The 19,910-nt window shown below is 42.9% G+C and carries 18 protein-coding genes; 8 read left to right on the top strand and 10 right to left on the bottom strand.

Features of this window, described 5'->3' with window-relative positions:
• The first annotated feature begins 1 nt into the window (after position 1).
• The 4 genes from betB to HUS62_RS13860 all read left to right on the top strand — a co-directional run bounded on the left by betB (position 2) and on the right by HUS62_RS13860 (position 5,202).
• On the top strand, positions 2 to 1,465 hold the full coding sequence (gene betB / locus HUS62_RS13875) for a betaine-aldehyde dehydrogenase (RefSeq protein WP_054554308.1): 1,464 nt from the start codon (positions 2 to 4) through the stop codon (positions 1,463 to 1,465).
• Positions 1,465 to 3,135, top strand: a complete 1,671-nt coding sequence (betA, locus tag HUS62_RS13870; protein WP_175079998.1) for a choline dehydrogenase — start codon at positions 1,465 to 1,467, stop codon at positions 3,133 to 3,135. The genes betB and betA overlap by 1 nt, the downstream gene beginning before the upstream one ends.
• 130 nt (positions 3,136 to 3,265) lie before the next feature.
• Positions 3,266 to 4,483: a choline transporter gene (locus HUS62_RS13865; RefSeq protein WP_058586477.1), complete on the top strand. Its 1,218-nt coding sequence runs from the start codon at positions 3,266 to 3,268 to the stop codon at positions 4,481 to 4,483.
• Positions 4,484 to 4,494: 11 nt separating this feature from the next.
• Entirely contained in the window at positions 4,495 to 5,202 is a 708-nt protein-coding gene (locus HUS62_RS13860) for a TorF family putative porin (RefSeq protein ID WP_175079997.1), read from the top strand.
• A gap of 77 nt (positions 5,203 to 5,279) precedes the next feature.
• Here the strand turns inward: HUS62_RS13860 and HUS62_RS13855 are convergent, their stop codons facing one another.
• The 3 genes from HUS62_RS13855 to HUS62_RS13845 are packed head-to-tail and all read right to left on the bottom strand — an operon-like array spanning position 5,280 to position 7,634.
• Positions 5,280 to 5,495, bottom strand: coding sequence for a hypothetical protein (locus tag HUS62_RS13855; protein ID WP_054562273.1), 216 nt, complete (start codon positions 5,493 to 5,495; stop codon positions 5,280 to 5,282).
• Positions 5,496 to 5,543: 48 nt separating this feature from the next.
• Complete coding sequence (locus HUS62_RS13850) at positions 5,544 to 6,434, bottom strand: dienelactone hydrolase family protein (protein WP_175079996.1); 891 nt, start codon at positions 6,432 to 6,434, stop codon at positions 5,544 to 5,546.
• A gap of 48 nt (positions 6,435 to 6,482) precedes the next feature.
• Positions 6,483 to 7,634 (bottom strand): hypothetical protein, encoded by a 1,152-nt coding sequence (locus HUS62_RS13845; protein WP_175079995.1) that lies wholly within the window; start codon positions 7,632 to 7,634, stop codon positions 6,483 to 6,485.
• A 127-nt stretch (positions 7,635 to 7,761) separates the two neighbouring features.
• Here HUS62_RS13845 and HUS62_RS13840 point away from each other — a divergent pair, with 127 nt between their 5' ends.
• Together HUS62_RS13840 and HUS62_RS13835 are read left to right on the top strand one after the other, a co-directional pair.
• Positions 7,762 to 8,226: a MarR family winged helix-turn-helix transcriptional regulator gene (locus HUS62_RS13840; RefSeq protein WP_062566738.1), complete on the top strand. Its 465-nt coding sequence runs from the start codon at positions 7,762 to 7,764 to the stop codon at positions 8,224 to 8,226.
• Positions 8,227 to 8,312: 86 nt separating this feature from the next.
• The gene (locus HUS62_RS13835) at positions 8,313 to 9,062 is read left to right on the top strand and encodes an RIO1 family regulatory kinase/ATPase (protein WP_175079994.1); all 750 of its coding nucleotides are present in this window, start codon (positions 8,313 to 8,315) and stop codon (positions 9,060 to 9,062) included.
• A gap of 32 nt (positions 9,063 to 9,094) precedes the next feature.
• Here the strand turns inward: HUS62_RS13835 and HUS62_RS23375 are convergent, their stop codons facing one another.
• The 7 genes from HUS62_RS23375 to HUS62_RS13800 all read right to left on the bottom strand — a co-directional run bounded on the left by HUS62_RS23375 (position 9,095) and on the right by HUS62_RS13800 (position 15,268).
• Entirely contained in the window at positions 9,095 to 10,507 is a 1,413-nt protein-coding gene (locus HUS62_RS23375) for a family 43 glycosylhydrolase (protein WP_175079993.1), read from the bottom strand.
• Positions 10,508 to 10,757: 250 nt separating this feature from the next.
• Positions 10,758 to 11,228 carry a hypothetical protein gene (locus HUS62_RS13825; protein ID WP_175079992.1) on the bottom strand — a complete coding sequence of 157 codons (471 nt, stop codon included), beginning with the start codon at positions 11,226 to 11,228 and terminating at the stop codon, positions 10,758 to 10,760.
• Complete coding sequence (locus HUS62_RS13820; RefSeq protein ID WP_175080015.1) at positions 11,228 to 12,379, bottom strand: PepSY domain-containing protein; 1,152 nt, start codon at positions 12,377 to 12,379, stop codon at positions 11,228 to 11,230. Before HUS62_RS13820 ends, HUS62_RS13825 begins: the two co-directional genes overlap by 1 nt.
• A 101-nt stretch (positions 12,380 to 12,480) precedes the next feature.
• Entirely contained in the window at positions 12,481 to 13,320 is an 840-nt protein-coding gene (locus HUS62_RS13815) for a mechanosensitive ion channel family protein (RefSeq protein ID WP_054562265.1), read from the bottom strand.
• A 33-nt stretch (positions 13,321 to 13,353) separates the two neighbouring features.
• On the bottom strand, positions 13,354 to 14,064 hold the full coding sequence (locus HUS62_RS13810) for an LrgB family protein (RefSeq protein WP_175079991.1): 711 nt from the start codon (positions 14,062 to 14,064) through the stop codon (positions 13,354 to 13,356).
• Positions 14,054 to 14,407, bottom strand: coding sequence for a CidA/LrgA family protein (locus tag HUS62_RS13805; RefSeq protein WP_175079990.1), 354 nt, complete (start codon positions 14,405 to 14,407; stop codon positions 14,054 to 14,056). The genes HUS62_RS13810 and HUS62_RS13805 overlap by 11 nt, the downstream gene beginning before the upstream one ends.
• Before the next feature lie 69 nt (positions 14,408 to 14,476).
• Positions 14,477 to 15,268 (bottom strand): crotonase/enoyl-CoA hydratase family protein, encoded by a 792-nt coding sequence (locus HUS62_RS13800; protein ID WP_063706431.1) that lies wholly within the window; start codon positions 15,266 to 15,268, stop codon positions 14,477 to 14,479.
• A gap of 258 nt (positions 15,269 to 15,526) precedes the next feature.
• Here HUS62_RS13800 and HUS62_RS13795 point away from each other — a divergent pair, with 258 nt between their 5' ends.
• Positions 15,527 to 16,729 carry an efflux RND transporter periplasmic adaptor subunit gene (locus HUS62_RS13795; protein WP_252949105.1) on the top strand — a complete coding sequence of 401 codons (1,203 nt, stop codon included), beginning with the start codon at positions 15,527 to 15,529 and terminating at the stop codon, positions 16,727 to 16,729.
• Positions 16,730 to 16,738: 9 nt separating this feature from the next.
• Entirely contained in the window at positions 16,739 to 19,852 is a 3,114-nt protein-coding gene (locus tag HUS62_RS13790; protein ID WP_175079989.1) for an efflux RND transporter permease subunit, read from the top strand.
• Positions 19,853 to 19,910: the final 58 nt, after the last annotated feature.

Here is a 19,910-nt window from a genome sequence, read left to right as displayed (position 1 = left end):
AATGACCACACCTGTTTACGAAAATTTTATTAATGGCCATTTTTTAAAGAATCAAACTGGCGATACCTTTGCAGTTAAGAACCCTGCAACGGATGAAGTGATTTATCACGTTGAAATCGCTGATGAGTTTATTCAAAACGCGGCAATTGAAAGCGCAAAACAAGGGTTTGCAGCATGGTCTGCAATGACGCCAATTGAGCGTAGCCGTATTTTATTAAAAGCCGTGGCAATCTTACGCGAACGTAACGATGAACTGGCAAAAGTAGAAGTACTTGATACGGGTAAGCCATGGCAAGAAGCCGAGTGTGTCGATGTTGAAACTGGCGCCGATGTTATCGAATATTTTGCTGGTCTTGCGCCTGCGCAAGTGGGTCAGCAACAAATGGTTGGCAATGACTTTTACTACACACGTAAAGAGCCTTTAGGTATCTGTGCCGGTATTGGTGCATGGAACTACCCACTACAAATTGCTTGTTGGAAATCAGGCCCAGCACTGGCTGCGGGTAATGCGGTTATTTTCAAACCTTCTGAAGAAACACCACTTGGTGCAATCAAACTTGCAGAGATTTTCATCGAAGCGGGTGTACCTGCTGGCGTATTCAACGTTGTGCAAGGCGCTGCTGAAGTCGGGCAATGGTTAACAGCAAACCCAAATATTGAAAAAGTGTCGTTCACTGGTGAAGTAGGCACAGGCAAAAAAGTAATGGCAAGTGCTGCTGGTTCACTTAAAGATGTGACCATGGAGCTTGGCGGTAAGTCACCGTTATTAGTATTTGATGATGCCGATGTATCACAAGCTGTTAGTGCGGCAATGTTAGGTAATTTTTATACGCAAGGTGAAATCTGCACTAACTGTACGCGCATTTATGTACATAAAAATGTTTATCAGCAGTTTATTGATGAGCTGAAAACACGCACTGAGCAAAATATTATTGCTGGCGACCCAATGGATCCTGAGGTGAATTTAGGGGCGCTTATCTCTAAAAAACACCAAGAGCTTGTACTTGGCTATATCGATAAAGGTATTCAAGAAGGCGCAACCTTACTAACCGGCGGTAAGGCACTATCACCAGCATCTGCGCCAAACGGCTACTTTGTGGAACCGACCGTTTTTGTCGACTGTAAAGACGACATGACCATAGTTAAAGAAGAGATCTTTGGCCCGGTAATGAGCGTGTTGGTGTTTGATGATGAAGATGACGTTATTCAGCGTGCAAACGATACCCACCTAGGCTTAGCCGCAGGCGTGTTCACTAAAGATATTCAGCGTGCACACCGCGTGATCCACCAGTTACAAGCCGGTATTTGTTGGATAAACAGCTATGGTAATTCACCTGCAGAAATGCCAGTAGGTGGTTACAAGCAATCAGGTATCGGCCGTGAAAACGGTATCGAAACTTTAGATCACTATACCCAAACTAAATCGATTTATGTGGGTATGAGCAATATAGAGAGTCCATTTTAATGAGTACACAGAACTATGATTACATCATAGTCGGTGCTGGCTCAGCAGGCTGCGTGTTGGCAAACCGACTATCAGCAGACCCTTCTAATAAGGTGTTATTACTTGAAACGGGCGGTAGTGATAAAAGTATTTTTATAAAGATGCCTACCGCGCTATCAATCCCAATGAATACTGACAAATATGCATGGCAATTTCATACCGAGCCAGAGCCATATTTAGATAACCGTCAAATGCACTGCCCACGAGGTAAGGTGTTAGGTGGCTCATCATCGATTAACGGCATGGTCTATGTACGTGGTCATGCCAAAGATTTTGATGAATGGCAGCAACACGGCGCTAATGGTTGGGATTACCAAGCATGTTTACCGTACTTTAAGCGTGCGGAATCATTCTACTTAGGTGGTAACAGTTACCGTGGCGATAACGGCCCATTAGGGGTTAATAACGGTAATGAAATGGCTAATCCGCTTTATAAAGCCTTTATCAAAGCGGGCCAACAAGCAGGTTATGCGCACACTGATGACTACAATGCAGCCCAGCAAGAAGGTTTTGGGCCAATGCATATGACAGTTAAAGATGGCGTAAGAAGCTCTGCTAGCCGTGAGTATTTAGACCCAGTTAAGTCACGTAAAAACTTAACGCTAGTCACCGGTGCTTTAGCTGAAAAAGTTTTGCTAGAAGGCAAAAAAGCCGTGGGCGTTGAGTATTCAGTATCTGGCTCTAAGCAGCAAGCATTTGCAGCAAAAGACGTTATTTTAAGTGCGGGCCCAATTGGTTCACCGCATATTCTGCAATTATCGGGTATTGGTGATAAAGACATCCTGAGCGAAGCGGGTGTTGAGGTTAAACATCACTTACCAGGTGTTGGCCAAAACTTACAAGATCACTTGGAGTTTTACTTCCAATATAAGTGTAAGCAACCAATTACTTTAAACGGCAAATTAGGCCTTGTTTCAAAAGGGCTAATTGGTGCTCGTTGGTTATTAAATCGCTCAGGTTTAGGGGCGACTAACCATTTTGAATCATGTGCATTTATTCGCTCAAAACCGGGTGTTGAATGGCCAGATATTCAGTATCACTTTTTACCAGCAGCCATTCGTTATGACGGTAAGAGTGCCTTTGATGGTCATGGTTTCCAAGTTCATGTTGGGCATAACAAACCAAAAAGCCGTGGTGCAGTAACGATTAAGTCAGCGGATCCTCAGGTTGCGCCTAAGATCCAATTTAACTACTTACAGCATCAAGATGACATTGAAGGCTTTAGAGCTTGCGTACGTCTAACTCGCGAGATTATTGAGCAAAGTGCGTTTGATGAGTATCGCGATGGTGAAATTCAACCCGGTAAAGATGTTCAAAGCGATGAAGAAATCGATGCTTTTGTTCGTCAGGCGGTTGAGAGTGCTTACCATCCGTCATGTTCGTGCAAGATGGGTGAGGACGAGATGGCCGTGGTTAACTCGCAAACTCAAGTACACGGTATCGAAGGTTTGCGGGTTGTGGATTCATCTATCTTCCCAACCGTTCCAAACGGTAATTTAAATGCGCCAACCATTATGGTGGCAGAAAAAGCGGCGGACCACATTTTAGGTAAGCCTGTGTTATCGGCATCAACTGCAGATGTTGCCATGGAAAAACAATGGCAATCAACGCAGCGTAGTTCGGAGATCTAATAAGGCCACCCGCAGTTTCGGCTGTGGGGCTTGCAGTGGCGCGCATCACGAGTTGTTTGTGGTGCGTTAATGCGAGGAATAAAACTGGAGAAACAATGAAGTATTATTACTTATTTTGGGGGGGGAAACTATGACCTTTTGGCTTAGTGCTGGCATCATTTTTACCCTGTTAGCAATTGCGGTTATTTTATTTAAATGGGGTACGGTTAGGTGTGTTGGCGTCACACCGGTTAGAACGTTTACGTTCATTGCAATTTTATTTACATCGGGCCTAGATGTTGGCTTGATTATGTTTCCACTGACAGAGTTTGCAGGTTATGCAGACATAAAAGCAAGCCCAGAGTATGCGTTTGCCAATCCTCTAGCCATTGAATTTGGTTATTGGGGCTTCTTGATCTGGGGATTTTATTTCCTTACGTGCTTTTATTTCTGTGTAATAGAACCCAAAGTAAAGTTCTTTGAAATTGCTTGGGTAAAACTAATTAATAACATCGTTATTATTGGTACATGCGCATTTACTGCATTTTTACTGCTGTCGAATTTACCTTGGTATTTGCCGTCACTTGGTGATGGTGAGTCAATTATTCCGACATTCTACTTAATGGTGTTTGCAGCGATTTGTTTTGCTGTGTATTCGAGCACAGACATTAAGTATGTACGCTTTTTAAGTATTTCTACTACTTGGTTGTTTATCGCTTTAATTGCATTTATGTGGTTCGGTGCCTTTGTTGGTTCTGATGCACAAACATCAGCATTTGTTGATAACCTTGCGTTGATCGGCGGTTACTTTGGCAATATCAATGAATTTATATTACCGCTGAATGATTACCATGCCTTCTACCTGTTTTGGTGGTTTGCTTGGAGCATCATGATTGGTCAATTTACCTCACGTTTTGTGGGTGGTTTAAAAACTTACCAAGTGCTGGCGGCTATGTTGATTTTCCCGTCTATTCCAATCGCTATCTGGTTTAGTGTTTTGTATCAATATCATGAAGCGGGTATTGCAACAGCAGGCCTGAAAAACATCGCTATGGTGTTTGTTGGTGTGGTGTTTGTGATCAACTCACTTGATTCTTTGATCCGTTTATACACAGATAACCTAAACTTAACGGTGAAACGTTTAGGTAAATTTAATTATATTGCCTTAAATGTGGTGGCGCTTTCATTGTTAACCCTGCTGTTTAAGTTCGACTTTTTACAGATCCAATGGGTTGGTGCGCTCGTTATTGCGTTATTTTTCGGCTGTGCTGCGTTTATTGGCTACAGCAAGTTAAAAACAGTGAAAAATATCGAAGGTTCACCAAAAGACAATAAATTAGATTACACAAAAATAGAAACAGTTAGCTAAGGGAAACCAACATGACAACAAGACAAACAGTATTAGCAGCAGCGTTGCCATTGGCATTACTATCGACATCAGCCATGGCTGACTTATCGACTACGGTTACATTGGCATCAGATTACACCTTCAATGGTGTAAGCCAAACTATGAATGACCCAGCGATTCAGGGCAGCTTAGATTATGCCTTTGCAGATTCAGGTGTGTATGTAGGTACGTGGGCTTCAAATGTAGATTTTGGCGATGGCACAGACATCGAGTGGGATGCGTATTTTGGTAACTATGCTGAGTTAACTGACACCCTTAGTGTTGATTATGGTATTGCTTATTATTCTTACCACGGTGAAGATTACTCAAGCGATGGTAATTATTTTGAGACTTATGCAAAGTTTGGCTATACCAATAGCCTAGGTTTCACAGAACTTAACTTCTGGTACGCTTGGGATTACTTTGGTACCGATGCAGGGCATGTGATTTCTATGGTTGCCCATACCTTTGAAATTGCGCCAAATCATGCAATTCGTGCCAGCTTTGATATTTCTAACTCACTCGATGGTAATAAGTTTGCTTGGGATGGTAATGATAAGTCGTACAACCATTATCGTTTAGCCTATCAAACAAGCTTTGCAGGTTTTGATTTTGAGCTTGCTGGCGAAAATACCAGCCTTGACTGGGATACCGCAGATGAGCGAATTGTCGCGTCTATTTCACGTAGCTTTGATTTATAAGTAGAGCGTTATAATCTCGGCTTTAAAATGAAACGGCTAACCTTGTTTAGCCGTTTTTTATGCCTAGAATATAAGAATTAAATTTCTTCGCCTTCGTGTTGCATTGCTAAATCATCAAGCTCTGCAAGAGTGTAATCAAAACCACTGGTATCGACTTCGTAGCGTATTTTTACGCCATAACCACCTTGGCAAAGACTCGCAGTGACTTTAGCCACCGACCAGTGTTTAAGCTTGTTTAAAAACCGATTGGCGGTTTGCTGTGAGTCAAAGCGATAACTGACTTGCGATTCCATCTCTTTTCTAGCCTAAAATTTTTTCGAGAGTGTATGAAATTGCTCTGTTTAAATCAATTGCTCATTGAAAAAGGCCAATGTGCGTTGCCACGAAAGCTCCGCCTGTTTTTCATCATAACGAGATGTAGAGTCGTTATGAAAACCATGATTTGCTTGCTCATACATGTGCATAGTGTAAGGCACTTGATGCGCTTTTAAGTCGCTCTCGTATTCTGGCCATGTTGCATTAACGCGTTTATCAAACTCGGCTAAGTGTACAAGTAGTGGGGCTTTGATGTTTTGTCTGAGTTCTTTAACGGCCGGAGTGCCGTAATAAGGCACGCCCGCATCAATCAGTTTGCTATCAACTGCTGCTAGGTAGTTAACCATATATCCACCAAAGCAAAAGCCTACCGCACCAAGTTTGCCGTTACTATTTGGGTGTCTTTTTATGTATTCTGCTGCGGCGATAAAGTCTTGTTGGATTTTTTGTTTATCCATAGAGCGCTGCATGGCGCGGCCTTCATCGTCATTGCCAGGGTAGCCACCAAGAGGGTGTAATGCATCTGGCGCAAAGGCAATAAATCCTGCTTTGGCAAGGCGGCGAGCAACATCTTTAATATAAGGGTTTAAGCCCCTGTTTTCATGGATCACTAATACTATTGGGAGCTTGCCCGTTAAATTAGCGGGTTCGACTAAATAGCCTTTACCTTCGCCGTGACCTTTAAACGAATCAAAGGTTTTATAACTGGCTTTAATATCAGGGTCATTAAAGGATACTTGCTCAGCTAATGCGTAGTTTGGCAGTAAAGCGCTACTTAGCATTGCCATTGAATAACCAAGGGCGACTAAGCCACCCAGCTTTTTCATAAAGGTACGGCGGTCCATCAAGCCATGGGCGTATTCATCGTACCAATCGAAAGCTTCTTGGGGAATGTGGTTATGGCGTTGCTCAGTCATACTTATATCCTTTAAAAACGAGTTAGGTTTATAACTTTAGCTGAAATATCAGCGATTAACAGCCAGTTGCTTTGTTTGTATTACTACGTCCATAAAGCGGCGCTGCCAAATGGCCTTAAAGGCTTTGTTAAATAGGTATAAAAAAATCAACGGCATTAATAACAGTTTTAAAATCAGCAGTGACAAGATATTCAAAAAGTCGATAAATAAGTCTTCGACGGCTGCCACCATGTTGCTAATGCCAGAGGTGACGGTGTCGATAATTTTACTCACCTGCGACGATTGGTCTTGATTGAGTGATGCGTTAAGGTTTTCTAGTTGTTCGTTTAAGGCATCTTTGTCTAGGTTCAGCTGTCTTTGCTGGTTTAGTACCGCATTAAACTGCGCTGTTAATTGCTGCTTTTTATCAAGTAATGGCTTTGCTTGTTCAAGCTCAGTAAAGGTCAGTCGCTCAGACAAGCTGCGGGTTGCTTGAATCGCTTCTATTTGGGCTTCGAGCTCTGCTAAATCACCTTTGAGCTCAGTGGCTCGCTGGTGGTTTTTAATCTGCTGCTCATTTAATAGAGAGAGCTTGTCGAAGATGGTTTGTTTTTCACTATCGACCTCAGCTTTTAGCTTGGCTGATAGGGCAGAGGTGTTATTTGCACTACTATTCACCGTCTCGACTTTTTCGCTCACGATTTCACTTTGCTGGTTTATTTGCTCATCTAAGAATATTTGGCTCACGAGGCCTGTTGTAAGCACCACAGCAGGCACTAAAAAGCGAATTAAAATTAAGCTCGCCATAATCTTATGACGTAAGTTAGGAAAATAGTTACGCCATTCACATATAAAGTAAGCGACGACCGAAACAGTAAAAACACCACTAAAAATAACCCCAGAAGAAATGGTGTATAAAATGCGCTGTAAAAATAACGAGCCTATAGCGAGGCGCATAGCATCCGACATGTATTCAGCTAAGTCATTGACTGGGTCGAGTAGTTGTGCAGGTTGAATACTCGCAATACCAATGCCCACTTCGGCTGATTGCAATAGCGATATAGCAGCATTAACTGTACGAGATGAAGCGTACACTAGGGTTGATTGCACAAGGGCGCTGTCGATAAAGCGCATAATGAAATGGTTATAATGCTCTAGCCAACAAAGAAGTAGCAGTATTGTAAGAGATAAATACTTGATAATATGTTGTTTAGTTAGCATAACGCCCCCGACAGTTAGTAAGCTTGTTCACGCTACACTATTCATAGCCGTTGAAGCAATCTAATAGGATTGAATTATTTTGCCTATTAACTGTCTATGAATTGCTATTCATCGCTTTAGAGGAAATATGAAAGAACCTGCATCAATTGGCCAGTGCTGCATTGAAGATTTAGATCCAGTGCAAGACTTAGGTCGCTTAGTCTCTTACTTACGTTCAAACCTAGTGACTCATCTTGATAATGCTTTAGAGGATAAAGAGCTAACCTCGGCTCAGTACATTGTGGTTGTGCTACTTGCGCGTGGTAAAGTAAATACCTTGGCTGAGCTTTGTGAGCACATGATGTATGACCGCGGTGCCATGAGTCGGTTACTTTCTCGTTTAGAAGACAAGGGCTTAGTTGCAAAAAAGCAGTCAGTTGAAGATCGCCGTTCAACTCTTTTATGCCTCACAGAAAAAGGCCAACAGCTTTACCCAGAAATTTTACCCACTGTAAATGATATCTATCGCAAAGCACTTACAGGCTTCTCTGATGATGAGCAAGAGCAACTCGCAAGCTTATTGTTTAGAGCAATTCATAATTTAAAAGCATAAATTTCTCTAAGCGGTACATTGTCGCTGTAGACGCATTTTGATAATATAGTTGCCTAGGCATTTAATTTTAACAAGTCCGGGTTGTTATGTTTGAATCATCTTTGCTTGCAGAGCTTCACGCTCAATTTCCAGCTCATCAATTTAGCCCAGAAGGTTTGTCGGTTGTTCACACAGGCCGCTTTGCCAATGCCATTGTTTATCGTTACAAAGACGCGAAATTTGATTTTATTATTAAAGATTTTCAGCACAGCCCATGGTGGGTGAGAAAAACAATCGCGCCGCTTTTTATCAATCAAGAGTACAAGGGGCTGGCACGCCTGCAAGACGTAGACGGAGTGGTTGATAACTTTTGCCGCTTGTCATCGATTGCCATTGCTTATGACTTTATTGAAGGCACGCCACTTCGCCAGCTTGCCTTGCAACAGCAGCATTTACCGAGTGAGTTCTTTAAAGAATTTGAGCGTTTGGTAGCAAAAATGCATCGCCGCGGCGTGGTGCACCTCGACTTACGTAATTTAGGTAATGTTATTTGTTCAAAAGACGGCAAGCCTTACATTATTGATTTTCAGTCAGCGATTCGCTTTGCACGCTTTCCGCGCTGGTTACAGCGTTTTATGCGTGGTGCCGATATGAGTGGGGTTTATAAAGCATGGCATAAGTTAGCCAAAGACTCGTTACCGCAAGCAAAGGCTGATTATTTGCACGACTTTAATCATGTGCGTAAGCGTTGGATTTTTAAAGGTTACCCGATTCAACGTGCCTATTTGTGGTGTAGTGGGGCAGTAACTCAGATTCTTAATTCTGAATTTGTTCGCAGTATATTAGATAGATTGTAAAAAGCGCGCTTGCACGCGCTTAGTGGGGAGAACTAGTATTTAGGCCAACCATTAGCATCCCAATTCAGGGTGCTGATGAGCAATTTAGGGGTACCATTATCACCTGCATCATAAGCATGACGAACAATCACATCGGTATTTAAAATGTCTTGTCCACCTGGACCTACCCATTGGCTATTACCCGCATCAAGAATGCTCCCGCCGCTAGCTAGCATGTCGGTGCCATTTTTATCTAGGTATGGACCGCGGATGTCACTAGAGCGACCATACGCAATACGGTAAGTACTATTCGTGCCATCACAGCATTTGCCTACTGAAACAAACAAATAGTAATAGCCTTGGCGATACACTATGGTAGGTGCTTCGATGCCACCAGAGCGACTTGCTAAAGAGTAGATTTGACCAAATGGTTTCATGGTCATTGGGTTAATACGCGTTAGTTTAATACCCGAATTCCATGAGCCAAAGGCAAGCCAAGGTGCACCATCTTTTGCTACCACGAGATCGGGGTCAATGGCGTTATAATTATTGCTATTGGTCGTGTTAATTACTAAACCATCATCACGCCAATCACCGGCTGCCACACTACTTGCTGAGGTAAGGCCAATAGCGCTAACACGTGAACCAAAGGTCGAAATCGAATAATAAAGCCAGCTACGACCATTGTAGCTTTTTAATTCAGGCGCCCAGACATCAATTCCATCATGATCTGGTACATAGTTACTCCACCAGCTTAAACCATTTGAGAAAATTGGCTGCGCATCATTCCAATCTACACCGTTACTTGAATATTTACCGTAGATACCAGGGCCTGTTTGAAAAACCCACCAAGTGCCATTTTCATAGCCAAGGGTTGGATCGTGGGTGACTAAATTACCAGTAAGTGGCCAGTGATCTGCAGCGCCATTGGTTGTGGATGGATCCCAAGGGGTTGATTCAACATTAGCAAGCTTGGTTAGCTGCCACTGCTGTGCATCGCTGCCGTTGTAGCTCCACTGGCTAATATTCGCGCCATCGTTGCCATCAAAAGCATAAAGGTCGAGTGCCTTACCACTGTGATCGTTAATGAAGCTGTAATAGCCGCTACCTTCATCATTAATTTGCCAGTGTTGGCTGGCAAGATTAGCGTACTCATATTGCACCACATTGCCGCCATCGGCAGTCGAGAAGTCAAACACCTCTAGGGCTTTACCACTATTTAAGTTAATAACCGAATAGTTGCTGCCACCTATATTAGTAATTAACCAGCGCTGGGTGTCGTGATTCGTGTCAGCCCATTGACTAACATTCGCACCATCGTTGGTTTGCGCGCTGGCTACTTCAACAAACTTAGCACTGTACTTTGATTTAATGGTGTATACGCCATTATCAATCGCATAAGCATTGGGCAGTATGAGTGTTGTTGCCAAGCTGAGTGCAGCTAGGGCTTTTTTTGAAAGTATCATTGTGTCTCCAAATCATTGTTATTGAGCTTTCCTTGTGTGTTCTGCTCCTTGGATGAGTTTTGATCAACACCAACTCTCTTAAGAGGATTAGTGCAAATGAAAACTATTTATAATACTTTATTATATTATTACATTTGTAAAGGTGATCGGTAAAATAATTAACAAAAATTTTACCTTTGACTGTTTTGGAAGGGACTTTAGTGTTTAGCTGAGATACAAAAAAGCCACTCAGTGAGTGGCTTTTCGGATGTTATTGAGTAATAAACTGGCTGGGAATATCCCATTTGAGGGTATGCAGTTGGCCTTGCCAAGTTTGTATTGTGATCCACAGTTTATCATCTGCTGAGATGGTTTTAGGAGCTATCGCGTGGGCGTGCTGACCATGATTGGTGCCATGCATTATGCCTTCTTCATCTTTAGCAAACTCTGTTAGTGCTAAAGGCGCTTGGCCAATGTTTAAATACGCCTGACGAACATTGCTTATGTCACCTTGATTAAAGGCGATAAAGAAATCTTTCACATACTCATTGTGGTGTGAGTACGGGGCATCTTCATTTAGCGGCATCGGGGCGATTTTAAATTCGCCCGCTTGTTGCTCTTGCCAAAGTGCAGGAAACTGAGGGTTCAATGAATGATAAATGAACCATACAGGTAAAGCCAGTACCACAGCATGTAAAACATACTTTTTACGCTGCCACCAAGTTGCTTGTAAACGAGCCATTAGTTTGCCTCCTGAACGTTATTTACTGGCGCTGATTGGCGCGCTTTTACAGGTTTGTTATTTACTAATTTTGCGGCGTACATCATAAAGCCAGTGATCGACATACCACTTAAAATTAAACCAAAGATAAACCAAATAACCTTTGTCCACAGACCGCCAATATTACCGTAATGCAGCGGATCGGCGATATGTGAAAGGGTGAGTAATCCCGACATGGTTTCTGGGCTTTTGCTTGCTGCAATTTCACCCGTCCAAGGATTGATTGAGGTTGAGTAAGCGTAGTTATCGTAGAAAATAGTATCGCCACTGCCCATGATATTAAACATGCCACGGTTATGCTCTGGCAGCATCACATAGCTAGGTTTGAAATCTGGGTATTTCTCTTTGGTAATAGCCAGTGCCGCTTTTAAATCGGTTGGCGGTGTTTGTTTATCCGCAGGTAAAGTTGAAACCGCCACGAGCGGTGCGTGCTCTTCTATGTCTATTTCGTTATGCCACATGATGGCTTGCACTAAATACCACAGGCCTGTTAGTGCCATTACTGCCATAAACCAAATTGACCAAACGCCACTTAAGGTATGTAAATCTTTTAGAAAGGTTTTTTTACCTTGATTAAAACGTAGTTTTGGCTGGCTAAATGCACGCCAAAAGTTTTTATAAATCACTAAGCCTGTTACTAGTGCACCTAAAAGGACAAAAGCCATGGCGCTGACGAGGTAGTAACCTACGCTGTAACCTTCTTGCCAAGGGAAGAATAGCCAGCCGTGTAGGGTACGCATAAATTCAATGAATGAGATAGTGTCATTAACCGCTTGTACTTCGCCGGTGTATTGATTGACGTAAGCTACAGCATAAGGTTTGTCGGTATCAGTGAAAATAACCGCATTAACCAAGTAAGGCTCATAAGTAAGTACACTCATTACATCGGCAGTCGGGTAGGCTTTTTCAACGCTATTAATAACTTGATCAACACCAAGTGCTGGTAAATCATTTGGGTTGTTTGCTCGTGCTTCACTGTTGGTCAGCCAAGTAAGCTCATGGCTAATAACCGACACAGTACCTGTGACGCAAATAAAGCAAAATAGCACCCATACTGGGAGCGAAAACCAACCATGTAGTTGGAACCAAAGACGTTTACTCATGGTAAAAATAGCCCGACGTTAATTGATGATAGTAATTGTTATCATTTAAATTGTACTACAATCTTTTGAACAAACACAATCTCTGTCGACGAGCTGCAAAAAAGGCGCTATTAAGCGCCTTTATCATTAGTTTGATTGAGGGTAACAATTCGTTGTGGGAAAGGAATTTCGATATCCGCCCCTTGAATTGCTTTAAATACATTGCGGTTCACCGCTAATTTGGTCTCAATAATTTTGGTGGTTGGCACCCAAAAGCGATAGCTCAAGGTAACACCGCTCTCAGCAAAACGCTCAATACCGACTTGTGCATGAGGAGAGTCACTAACTAGTTCATGCTCGTCTAACACTTTTTCGATAAGCTCAATAGCGAGATCTGCATTGGCATCATAAGCGATGTCTATTTCACCTTTAACTAATGAATAGCTAAACGAGTTATGTAAAATTTCACCAACAATATGTTTGTTAGGAATGGTGATTTCGACTTTTTCTTCGTTAATCAGAATTGTGTGACCAAGCTCAATGGTTTTAACTTGCCCACTCACGCCTTTTACTTCAATAGTATCGCCAACAACAAATGGCCTTGTTGCAATGATGGCAAGGCCCGCACCGTAGTTTGAAAGCATGCCTTGCATTGCTAAACCAGCACCGAGTGATGCTGCACCAATGGCAGCGACAAATGGGGTCACGCTTATACCAATTTTGCCAAGGGCAATAACCAAGAACATGATGATCAGCAATACTTTGATGACATTACTGACAAAGTTGGTGAGGGTGATATCGATATTGTGACGCTGCATGAGGCCAGCAACCATATTCGATACTTTTTGCGCAATCCATAAACCAATAAATAGAATTAAGATGGCACCTAAAATTTGCATACTGTAGGTGACCAAATATTCCATAATCAGATTGTAGTATTTTTCGACTTGCTGAATTTCTGAGTCAATCATGTGTTTTCCTAACAAGGTTACTGCGAATTCTGACTATACCAGAACATGCTGAATAACAGGATAGAGTATCGGCACTATTATAGCGCTGAGAAGCGCACTTAATGCCATCGCCACAGAGGCAAAGGCACCTGCTTTTGGCTGATCACTAATCAGTGATGCTGTGCCAATGGCATGGCAAGCGGTACCAATGGCAACACCTTTTGCTTGGGCATTGCGGATATTGATAAGCCAGAAAATCAAATTACCAAATATAGCCCCAAGTACGCCAATAAAAATCACCATGGCTGCTGCTAAAGAAGGGATGCCGCCTAGTGACTCTGTTACTAACAAGGTGATGGGTGTTGTTACAGATAAACTTGCTAGGGATGCGCTTAGCTGAGCAGGGGCTGCAAAAAAATAACATATTAGCGAGGCGACCAAGGTGGCATTGATCACCCCTAAGCTACAACTTATGAGGATTAGCAGCAGGTTCTTTTTGACATGGATAAATTGCTGATAAAGCGGTAAAGCCAATGCCACAATGGCAGGCTCAAGCAACCAGCTTAAAACTTTACTGTGCTCGGCAAAAGGCTCATAAGGAAGCTTTAGTGCTACTAACAAGGCTGCAGTTAATATAATTGCCCAGCACACAGGATTACTAAGCGCTTTGGCAGTGGCATACTGGGTTTTCGCGTTTAAAAAACGCAGTACTAAGAAAAGCGCAATAATGCACGGAACGCAGAGCCACCATAAACTAACTGTCATTTTCGCGGCCCTTAAAATAAGCGATAACAGCGCCTATGAGTACAACACTACTCAGCGGCACGACAATAAAAATAGTTAGTAATAAAGGCCAGTTCTGCGAAATTAAACCTAGGTGCTCAATAATGCCAACCCCTGCAGGGATGAAGAACAACGGCATGTAATTAAGTAAAGGGCTGGCTGTTGGTTTTAAATGTTGTTCTTTTACGAGGCCCGTTAATAGTAGCACGAGCAGTAACACCATACCGAGTAATGGGGCAGGGAAAGAGCTTTCAAGCAAAGCCGTTAAAAACTTGGCAACGGCTAAGCAGGTAAGAATAATGACACTACTGATAAGGTATTTCATAAGTCAGGATAATTGCGAATAAAGTACAACTACATCATACCCTTGTCAGTTGTACTATGCGACTTTAGCTTACCATGATTTGGCATTATTAAATTGAATATCCTCTGCACCTTTCGCCTTTGCAATCGCCTTTTTAGTATTAGGGTTCATCAGTAAGCGAATTTGACTCCAGGTTTCTTTAGCGAGAATTTTACGCTGCTGTGAACGGTAGCTTTGCTGAGTAATTCGTTTAATTGCTGCCAAGGTATCTGGCGAACGCGCCATGAGGGTTTCTAGTACAGCATCGGTTTGTTTATCAACGTCATCAGTGAGTTGTGTAACTAAGCCATACTCCTTAGCATCTTCAGCAGAGACAGGCCCTGCATGACTTGCTAACCAAAGTGCTTGGTCACGCTTCATTAAACCTGCAAGCACCACGTTAGCCCCCATATCAGGGCATAAGCCCCAACGAGCTTCCATGATCGCTAATTTAGCGTTTTTATCGACGATGCGGTAATCAGCACCAAGTGCGATTTGCATACCGCCACCAAAGCAGTGCCCGGTCACTTTTGCAATCACCGGAATACTTAAGTCTTGCCAACCTAGCACTACTTTTTGCGCTAAGTTTTGGTTTCCTGGTAACCACTTGAATAAAAGCTTGATGATATTGCTTGGCTTTTTCATCACCGCAGCAACATCCAGTCCAGAGCAAAAGTGTTCGCCTTCGCCAGAGATAACCACCGCACGCAAACTGCGATCACGTTTAATTTTTTTGATTACGTTTGAAAGCTCGACAAACATGGCAAAACTGAGTGCATTTTGTTTCTCGGGACGAGCAAGGCTAACCCATGCGACTTGTTGTTTTATTTCTAGTTTTATCATGGTAACTCCTCTGACCTGTTTGTTAGAGCTTACGAGTTAATTACAACTAAGTAAAGAATTGCTGATGTGTCGCAAGGAATCATTATATTTTCCAAAAATGGGTAACCTTGTCATATATTTAGTTACAAATTGGTGTATATTTTTAAAACAAAGATGCTAGTTCATCGCTAGTTTGATTTTGTGATTAGTTAGATACTTTCGCAAAATCCCATGACACGACTAGACTTAGCTTTAAGTCGCGCTACAAGGAGTAAATATATGCTGATGCGCAAAACAGCTCGCATAACAAAACAATCATCTCGTTCTTTGGCTTTTGTTGCAATTTCTGTCGCATTAACAACCACATTGGTTGGCTGTTCAGATGATAAAGCACAACAACAAGCTACGCCGCCACCGGCTGTATCAGTATTTAATGTCGTTACACAAGAAGTTGGTAATTACCGAGAATTTGTTGCACGCACTGAAGCATTCCAAGAGGTTGCGATTAGGGCCCGTGTTGAGGGTGAACTCATTGAACGTCACTTTAATGAAGGCTCATCGGTTGAAAAAGATCAGCTCTTACTGCGTATTGACCCATCTGAGTACCGCTCGACTGTGTCAGAAGCTGAGGCTGATTTAAAAAGTAAAATTGCCGCAGCAGGCGCCGCTGAACGCGATTTAAAACGTGGTAAAGATGTGGCTGCGCAAGGTTTCATTTCACAATCAGACCTCGATAAACTAACCACCAATTTTGAGCAAACCACTGCAGCTGTTAAAGCCGCAGAAGCTGAACTTGAAAAAGCAAAACTCAATCTAAGTTATACCGAAATTCGTGCGCCGTTTGCAGGGCGTATTGGTAAAGTGAACTATGACGTGGGTAATATTGTTGGGCCATCATCCAATGAGCTTGCGGAGCTGACCGATGTTGATCCAATTTATGTAAGTTTTCAGGTTGAAGAAGCTGACTACATCTCTTATCGTCAAAATCATCAAGCACCGTCAGATAAAGACCCTCGTGATGTGCCTATCGATTTAACTTTACGCTTACCGAATAATTCGACCTTCGCTGATAAAGGCGTACTTGATTTTGCTGATACCAAAATTAACCGCAATACAGGCACGGTTGAGCTTAGAGCCGCTTTTGATAACCCAGATGGCATTGTCATGCCGGGCTTATTTGTCACCTTGATCGTTGAAAGCACCAATAAACAAGACTTGGCACTCATTCCTCAAGTAGCGGTACAAGAAAACCAGCAAGGTAAGTTTGTGCTCGTTGTTGATGATGAAAATAAAGTGGCTATGCGGATTGTTAAACTGGGTCGACGTATTAATGCGATGTGGGTGGTTGAGTCAGGCTTAGAGGCCGGTGAAAAAGTCATTATTGAAGGTTTACAAAAGGTACGCCAAGGCGCTGAAGTGAAAGCAGTTGAAAAAAATGTCGATGAAACAACCGGCACTATTTCTAGCAAAGCTAACTCTTAGGAGTGAGATATGATCAGTAAAACTTTTATATCTCGCCCAAAGTTTGCCTTGGTAATTTCGATTGTTATTACCATTGCGGGTTTAATTTCAATGGCCTTGCTGCCAGTGAATATGTATCCGCAAATTACCCCTCCGCAAGTTCAAATTAGTGCTAGTTACCCAGGTGCAAGTGCGCAAATTGTCGAAGAGTCGGTGATCCGGCCCATAGAAGAGCAAGTTAATGGCGTTGAAGATATGATGTATATCGAATCAACATCGTCTAATAACGGCACGGCCAACATAACTGTTTATTTTAAAGTCGGCACAGATACAGATATTGCCCAAGTTAATGTGCAAAACCGTGTGGCACTTGCTGAAGCAGGCTTACCTGAAGAGGTTAAACGCCAAGGTGTGTCGGTTAAGAAAAAATCGAGCTCGATGTTACTTGGTATCAACTTATACTCGAATCAAGAAAATATCGACGCTATTTTCTTAAGCAACTATGCAACCAACTACTTAACCGAGCCTCTTGGCCGTATTAATGGGGTTGCATCAGCTGAGGTTATGGGTGAACAAACCTATTCAATGCGCTTGTGGTTGCGCCCAGATCGAATGGCATCATTGGGTTTAACTGTGTCAGAGGTTCAAGCTGCGTTGCAAGAGCAAAATACTATCGTAGCAGCAGGTAAACTAGGGGCTGCCCCCTCAGCACCGAGCCAGCAATTTGAATATTCGATTCAGGCAAAAGGGCGCTTAAAAACCCCTGAAGAGTTTGGTCAAACCATTATTCGCTCGAGCAAAGATGGTAACTTTGTGCGCCTGCACGATATTGCCCGAATTGAATTAGGTGCAGCAAGCTACAGCACAACAGCAAAGTTAAACCAGCAAGACACTGCCTTTATTGTTATTTATCAGCTAACAGAAGCGAATGCGACGCAAGTTGCCAACGATGTAAAAGCACGTATGGCTGAGCTTGCTAAACAGCTACCTGATGGCGTTGAGTACTCTATTCCTTATGACACCACAGAGTTCATCAATCGCTCGATTGATGAAGTGGTCGTCACCCTTATCCAAGCGGTTGGCTTGGTTATTTTAGTGGTATTTTTATTCTTACAAAATTGGCGCGCTACGCTCATTCCAACGGTGGCTATTCCGGTATCTTTGGTGGGGACTTTCGCGTTTATGATGATGATGGATTACTCCATCAACTTAATCACCTTGTTTGGTTTAGTGCTTGCGATAGGTATCGTAGTAGATGATGCCATTATCGTTATTGAAAACGTTGAGCGAATACTAAAAGAAGAAAAGCTGCCAATTAAAGAAGCGGTTACCAAAGCGATGGAGCAGGTATCGGGGCCAATCGTGGCAACGACCTTAGTATTGCTTGCGGTGTTTGTGCCAGTAGGCTTTATGCCGGGAATAACCGGGGAGCTTTATAAACAATTCTCGGTGACGATTTCATTTGCAGTACTCATTTCATCTTTAAATGCACTGACATTAAGCCCTGCTTTGTGTGCTTTATTGTTAAGTGAAAAAGCCATGAAGCCGATTAAATGGCTAGCCCCGTTTGAAAACATCATTACCCGCTCAACCAATGGTTACGGTAAAGTGATTAACTTTATCCTCAAACGTACAGCGAGAATGGCATTGTTTGCAGTGGTTATTTTTGCTGCTGCAGGTTGGTTGGTAAAAACGGTGCCTACAGGCTTTGTACCAGCAGAAGACCAAGGCTTTCTTTTTGTTGATGTGCAATTACCTGATGCGGCAGCAAGCGGTCGTACCCAAGATGTAATGCATAAGCTGGGGGATATTGTTAAAAATGAACCAGCGGCAACCGATTTTATTGCGGTTTCTGGTTTTTCATTACTCGGTGGTGCGGGTTCTAATAATGCGCTTGGTATCGTAGTACTTAAAGACTGGGAAGAACGAACTAGCCCTGAACTTGGTTTACGTGCGGTACTAACGCGCTTGATGGGGCTGTTTTGGGCAATGCCAGATGCGCAAATCATGGCCTTTAACCCGCCTTCAATACCTGGACTTGGTACAAGTGCTGGCTTTGAATTTAGGTTACAAGACAGTGAAGGGCGCGAGCCTGCTGAGCTTGCGCAAGTATTAAATGGCCTGATTTATGAAGCGAACCAACGCCCAGAGCTATCAAATGTTTACAGTACATTTAGAGCGAATGTGCCACAGTATTTCCTTGAAATTGACCGTAATAAGGCAAAAGCTCAAGGGGTCGCGCTTAGCGATATTTTCTTAACCTTGCAGGCGCAGCTAGGCTCGTTATACATTAATGACTTTAACCAATTTAGCCGTACTTACCGCGTTATCATGCAGGCGGAAAGCCGTTTTCGCCAAAACCCCGCAGACTTACAGCACTACTATGTACGTAATGATGAGGGAGCAATGGTGCCGCTCACTACATTAGCTAAACTTGAGCCAATTCTGGGTCCTACAAGCTTAACGCACTTTAATTTATACCGCAGTGCAAGCATTAGCGGACAACCTGCGGCGGGGTATGCTAGTGGTGATGCCATTAAAGCAATGCAAGAGTTGGCTGAGCAATTACCAACAGGCTATGTGTATGAGTGGGCTGGGCAGTCTAAACAAGAGATTGAAGCGGGTAACACTGCGCCAATCTTGTTTGGCTTAGCGGTAGTATTTGTGTATCTATTCTTGGTTGCGCAATACGAAAGTTGGACAATTCCGTTTTCGGTCATTGCAGCGGTGCCGCTGGCATTATTTGGTGCCATGCTTGCGCTGTATGTGATTGGCATGGAAAACAACATCTATGCACAGGTTGGTTTAGTGCTACTGATTGGCCTGTCCACCAAAACCGCCATTTTGATTGTTGAATTTGCTATGGAAGAACGCGCTGCAGGCAAAAGTATTTTTGAAGCGGCTCTTAACGCGGCAAGATTACGTTTTAGAGCAGTATTGATGACGGCATTATCGTTTGTACTTGGCGTATTACCGCTGGTGTTTGCAAGTGGCGCAGGGGCGGGGAGCCGAATATCACTCGGTATTACCGTGTTATTCGGGATGTTAGCTGCAACCATTTTTGGCACCTTACTTGTTCCGCTATTTTATACGTTAGTGCAATCAATGCGCGAAAAAATAAAAGGCACAGCAAGTGCTGAGTAAAATCTGTTATTAATTACAAAAAAGTCAGGGCAACCTGGCTTTTTTTTTGGTAAAACTC

It is taken from the genome of Pseudoalteromonas sp. 0303, assembly GCF_013349995.1.
Classification (GTDB): Bacteria; Pseudomonadota; Gammaproteobacteria; order Enterobacterales; family Alteromonadaceae; genus Pseudoalteromonas.
Note: the sequence above shows the minus strand (reverse complement) of the source record. Positions and strands in the feature narration are given on the sequence as shown.

Excerpts from the sequence above, each read along its gene's own strand:
- HUS62_RS13855 (WP_054562273.1), bottom strand. The coding sequence starts at position 5,495 with ATGGAATCGCAAGTCAGTTATCGCTTTGACTCACAGCAAACCGCCAAT.
- HUS62_RS23375 (WP_175079993.1), bottom strand. The coding sequence starts at position 10,507 with ATGATACTTTCAAAAAAAGCCCTAGCTGCACTCAGCTTGGCAACAACA.
- HUS62_RS13790 (WP_175079989.1), top strand. The coding sequence starts at position 16,739 with ATGATCAGTAAAACTTTTATATCTCGCCCAAAGTTTGCCTTGGTAATT.
- HUS62_RS13835 (WP_175079994.1), top strand. The coding sequence starts at position 8,313 with ATGTTTGAATCATCTTTGCTTGCAGAGCTTCACGCTCAATTTCCAGCT.
- HUS62_RS13860 (WP_175079997.1), top strand. The coding sequence starts at position 4,495 with ATGACAACAAGACAAACAGTATTAGCAGCAGCGTTGCCATTGGCATTA.
- HUS62_RS13810 (WP_175079991.1), bottom strand. The coding sequence starts at position 14,064 with ATGACAGTTAGTTTATGGTGGCTCTGCGTTCCGTGCATTATTGCGCTT.
- betA (WP_175079998.1), top strand. The coding sequence starts at position 1,465 with ATGAGTACACAGAACTATGATTACATCATAGTCGGTGCTGGCTCAGCA.
- HUS62_RS13815 (WP_054562265.1), bottom strand. The coding sequence starts at position 13,320 with ATGATTGACTCAGAAATTCAGCAAGTCGAAAAATACTACAATCTGATT.
- HUS62_RS13845 (WP_175079995.1), bottom strand. The coding sequence starts at position 7,634 with ATGCTAACTAAACAACATATTATCAAGTATTTATCTCTTACAATACTG.
- HUS62_RS13850 (WP_175079996.1), bottom strand. The coding sequence starts at position 6,434 with ATGACTGAGCAACGCCATAACCACATTCCCCAAGAAGCTTTCGATTGG.
- HUS62_RS13865 (WP_058586477.1), top strand. The coding sequence starts at position 3,266 with ATGACCTTTTGGCTTAGTGCTGGCATCATTTTTACCCTGTTAGCAATT.
- betB (WP_054554308.1), top strand. The coding sequence starts at position 2 with ATGACCACACCTGTTTACGAAAATTTTATTAATGGCCATTTTTTAAAG.
- HUS62_RS13825 (WP_175079992.1), bottom strand. The coding sequence starts at position 11,228 with ATGGCTCGTTTACAAGCAACTTGGTGGCAGCGTAAAAAGTATGTTTTA.
- HUS62_RS13800 (WP_063706431.1), bottom strand. The coding sequence starts at position 15,268 with ATGATAAAACTAGAAATAAAACAACAAGTCGCATGGGTTAGCCTTGCT.
- HUS62_RS13795 (WP_252949105.1), top strand. The coding sequence starts at position 15,527 with ATGCTGATGCGCAAAACAGCTCGCATAACAAAACAATCATCTCGTTCT.
- HUS62_RS13840 (WP_062566738.1), top strand. The coding sequence starts at position 7,762 with ATGAAAGAACCTGCATCAATTGGCCAGTGCTGCATTGAAGATTTAGAT.
- HUS62_RS13805 (WP_175079990.1), bottom strand. The coding sequence starts at position 14,407 with ATGAAATACCTTATCAGTAGTGTCATTATTCTTACCTGCTTAGCCGTT.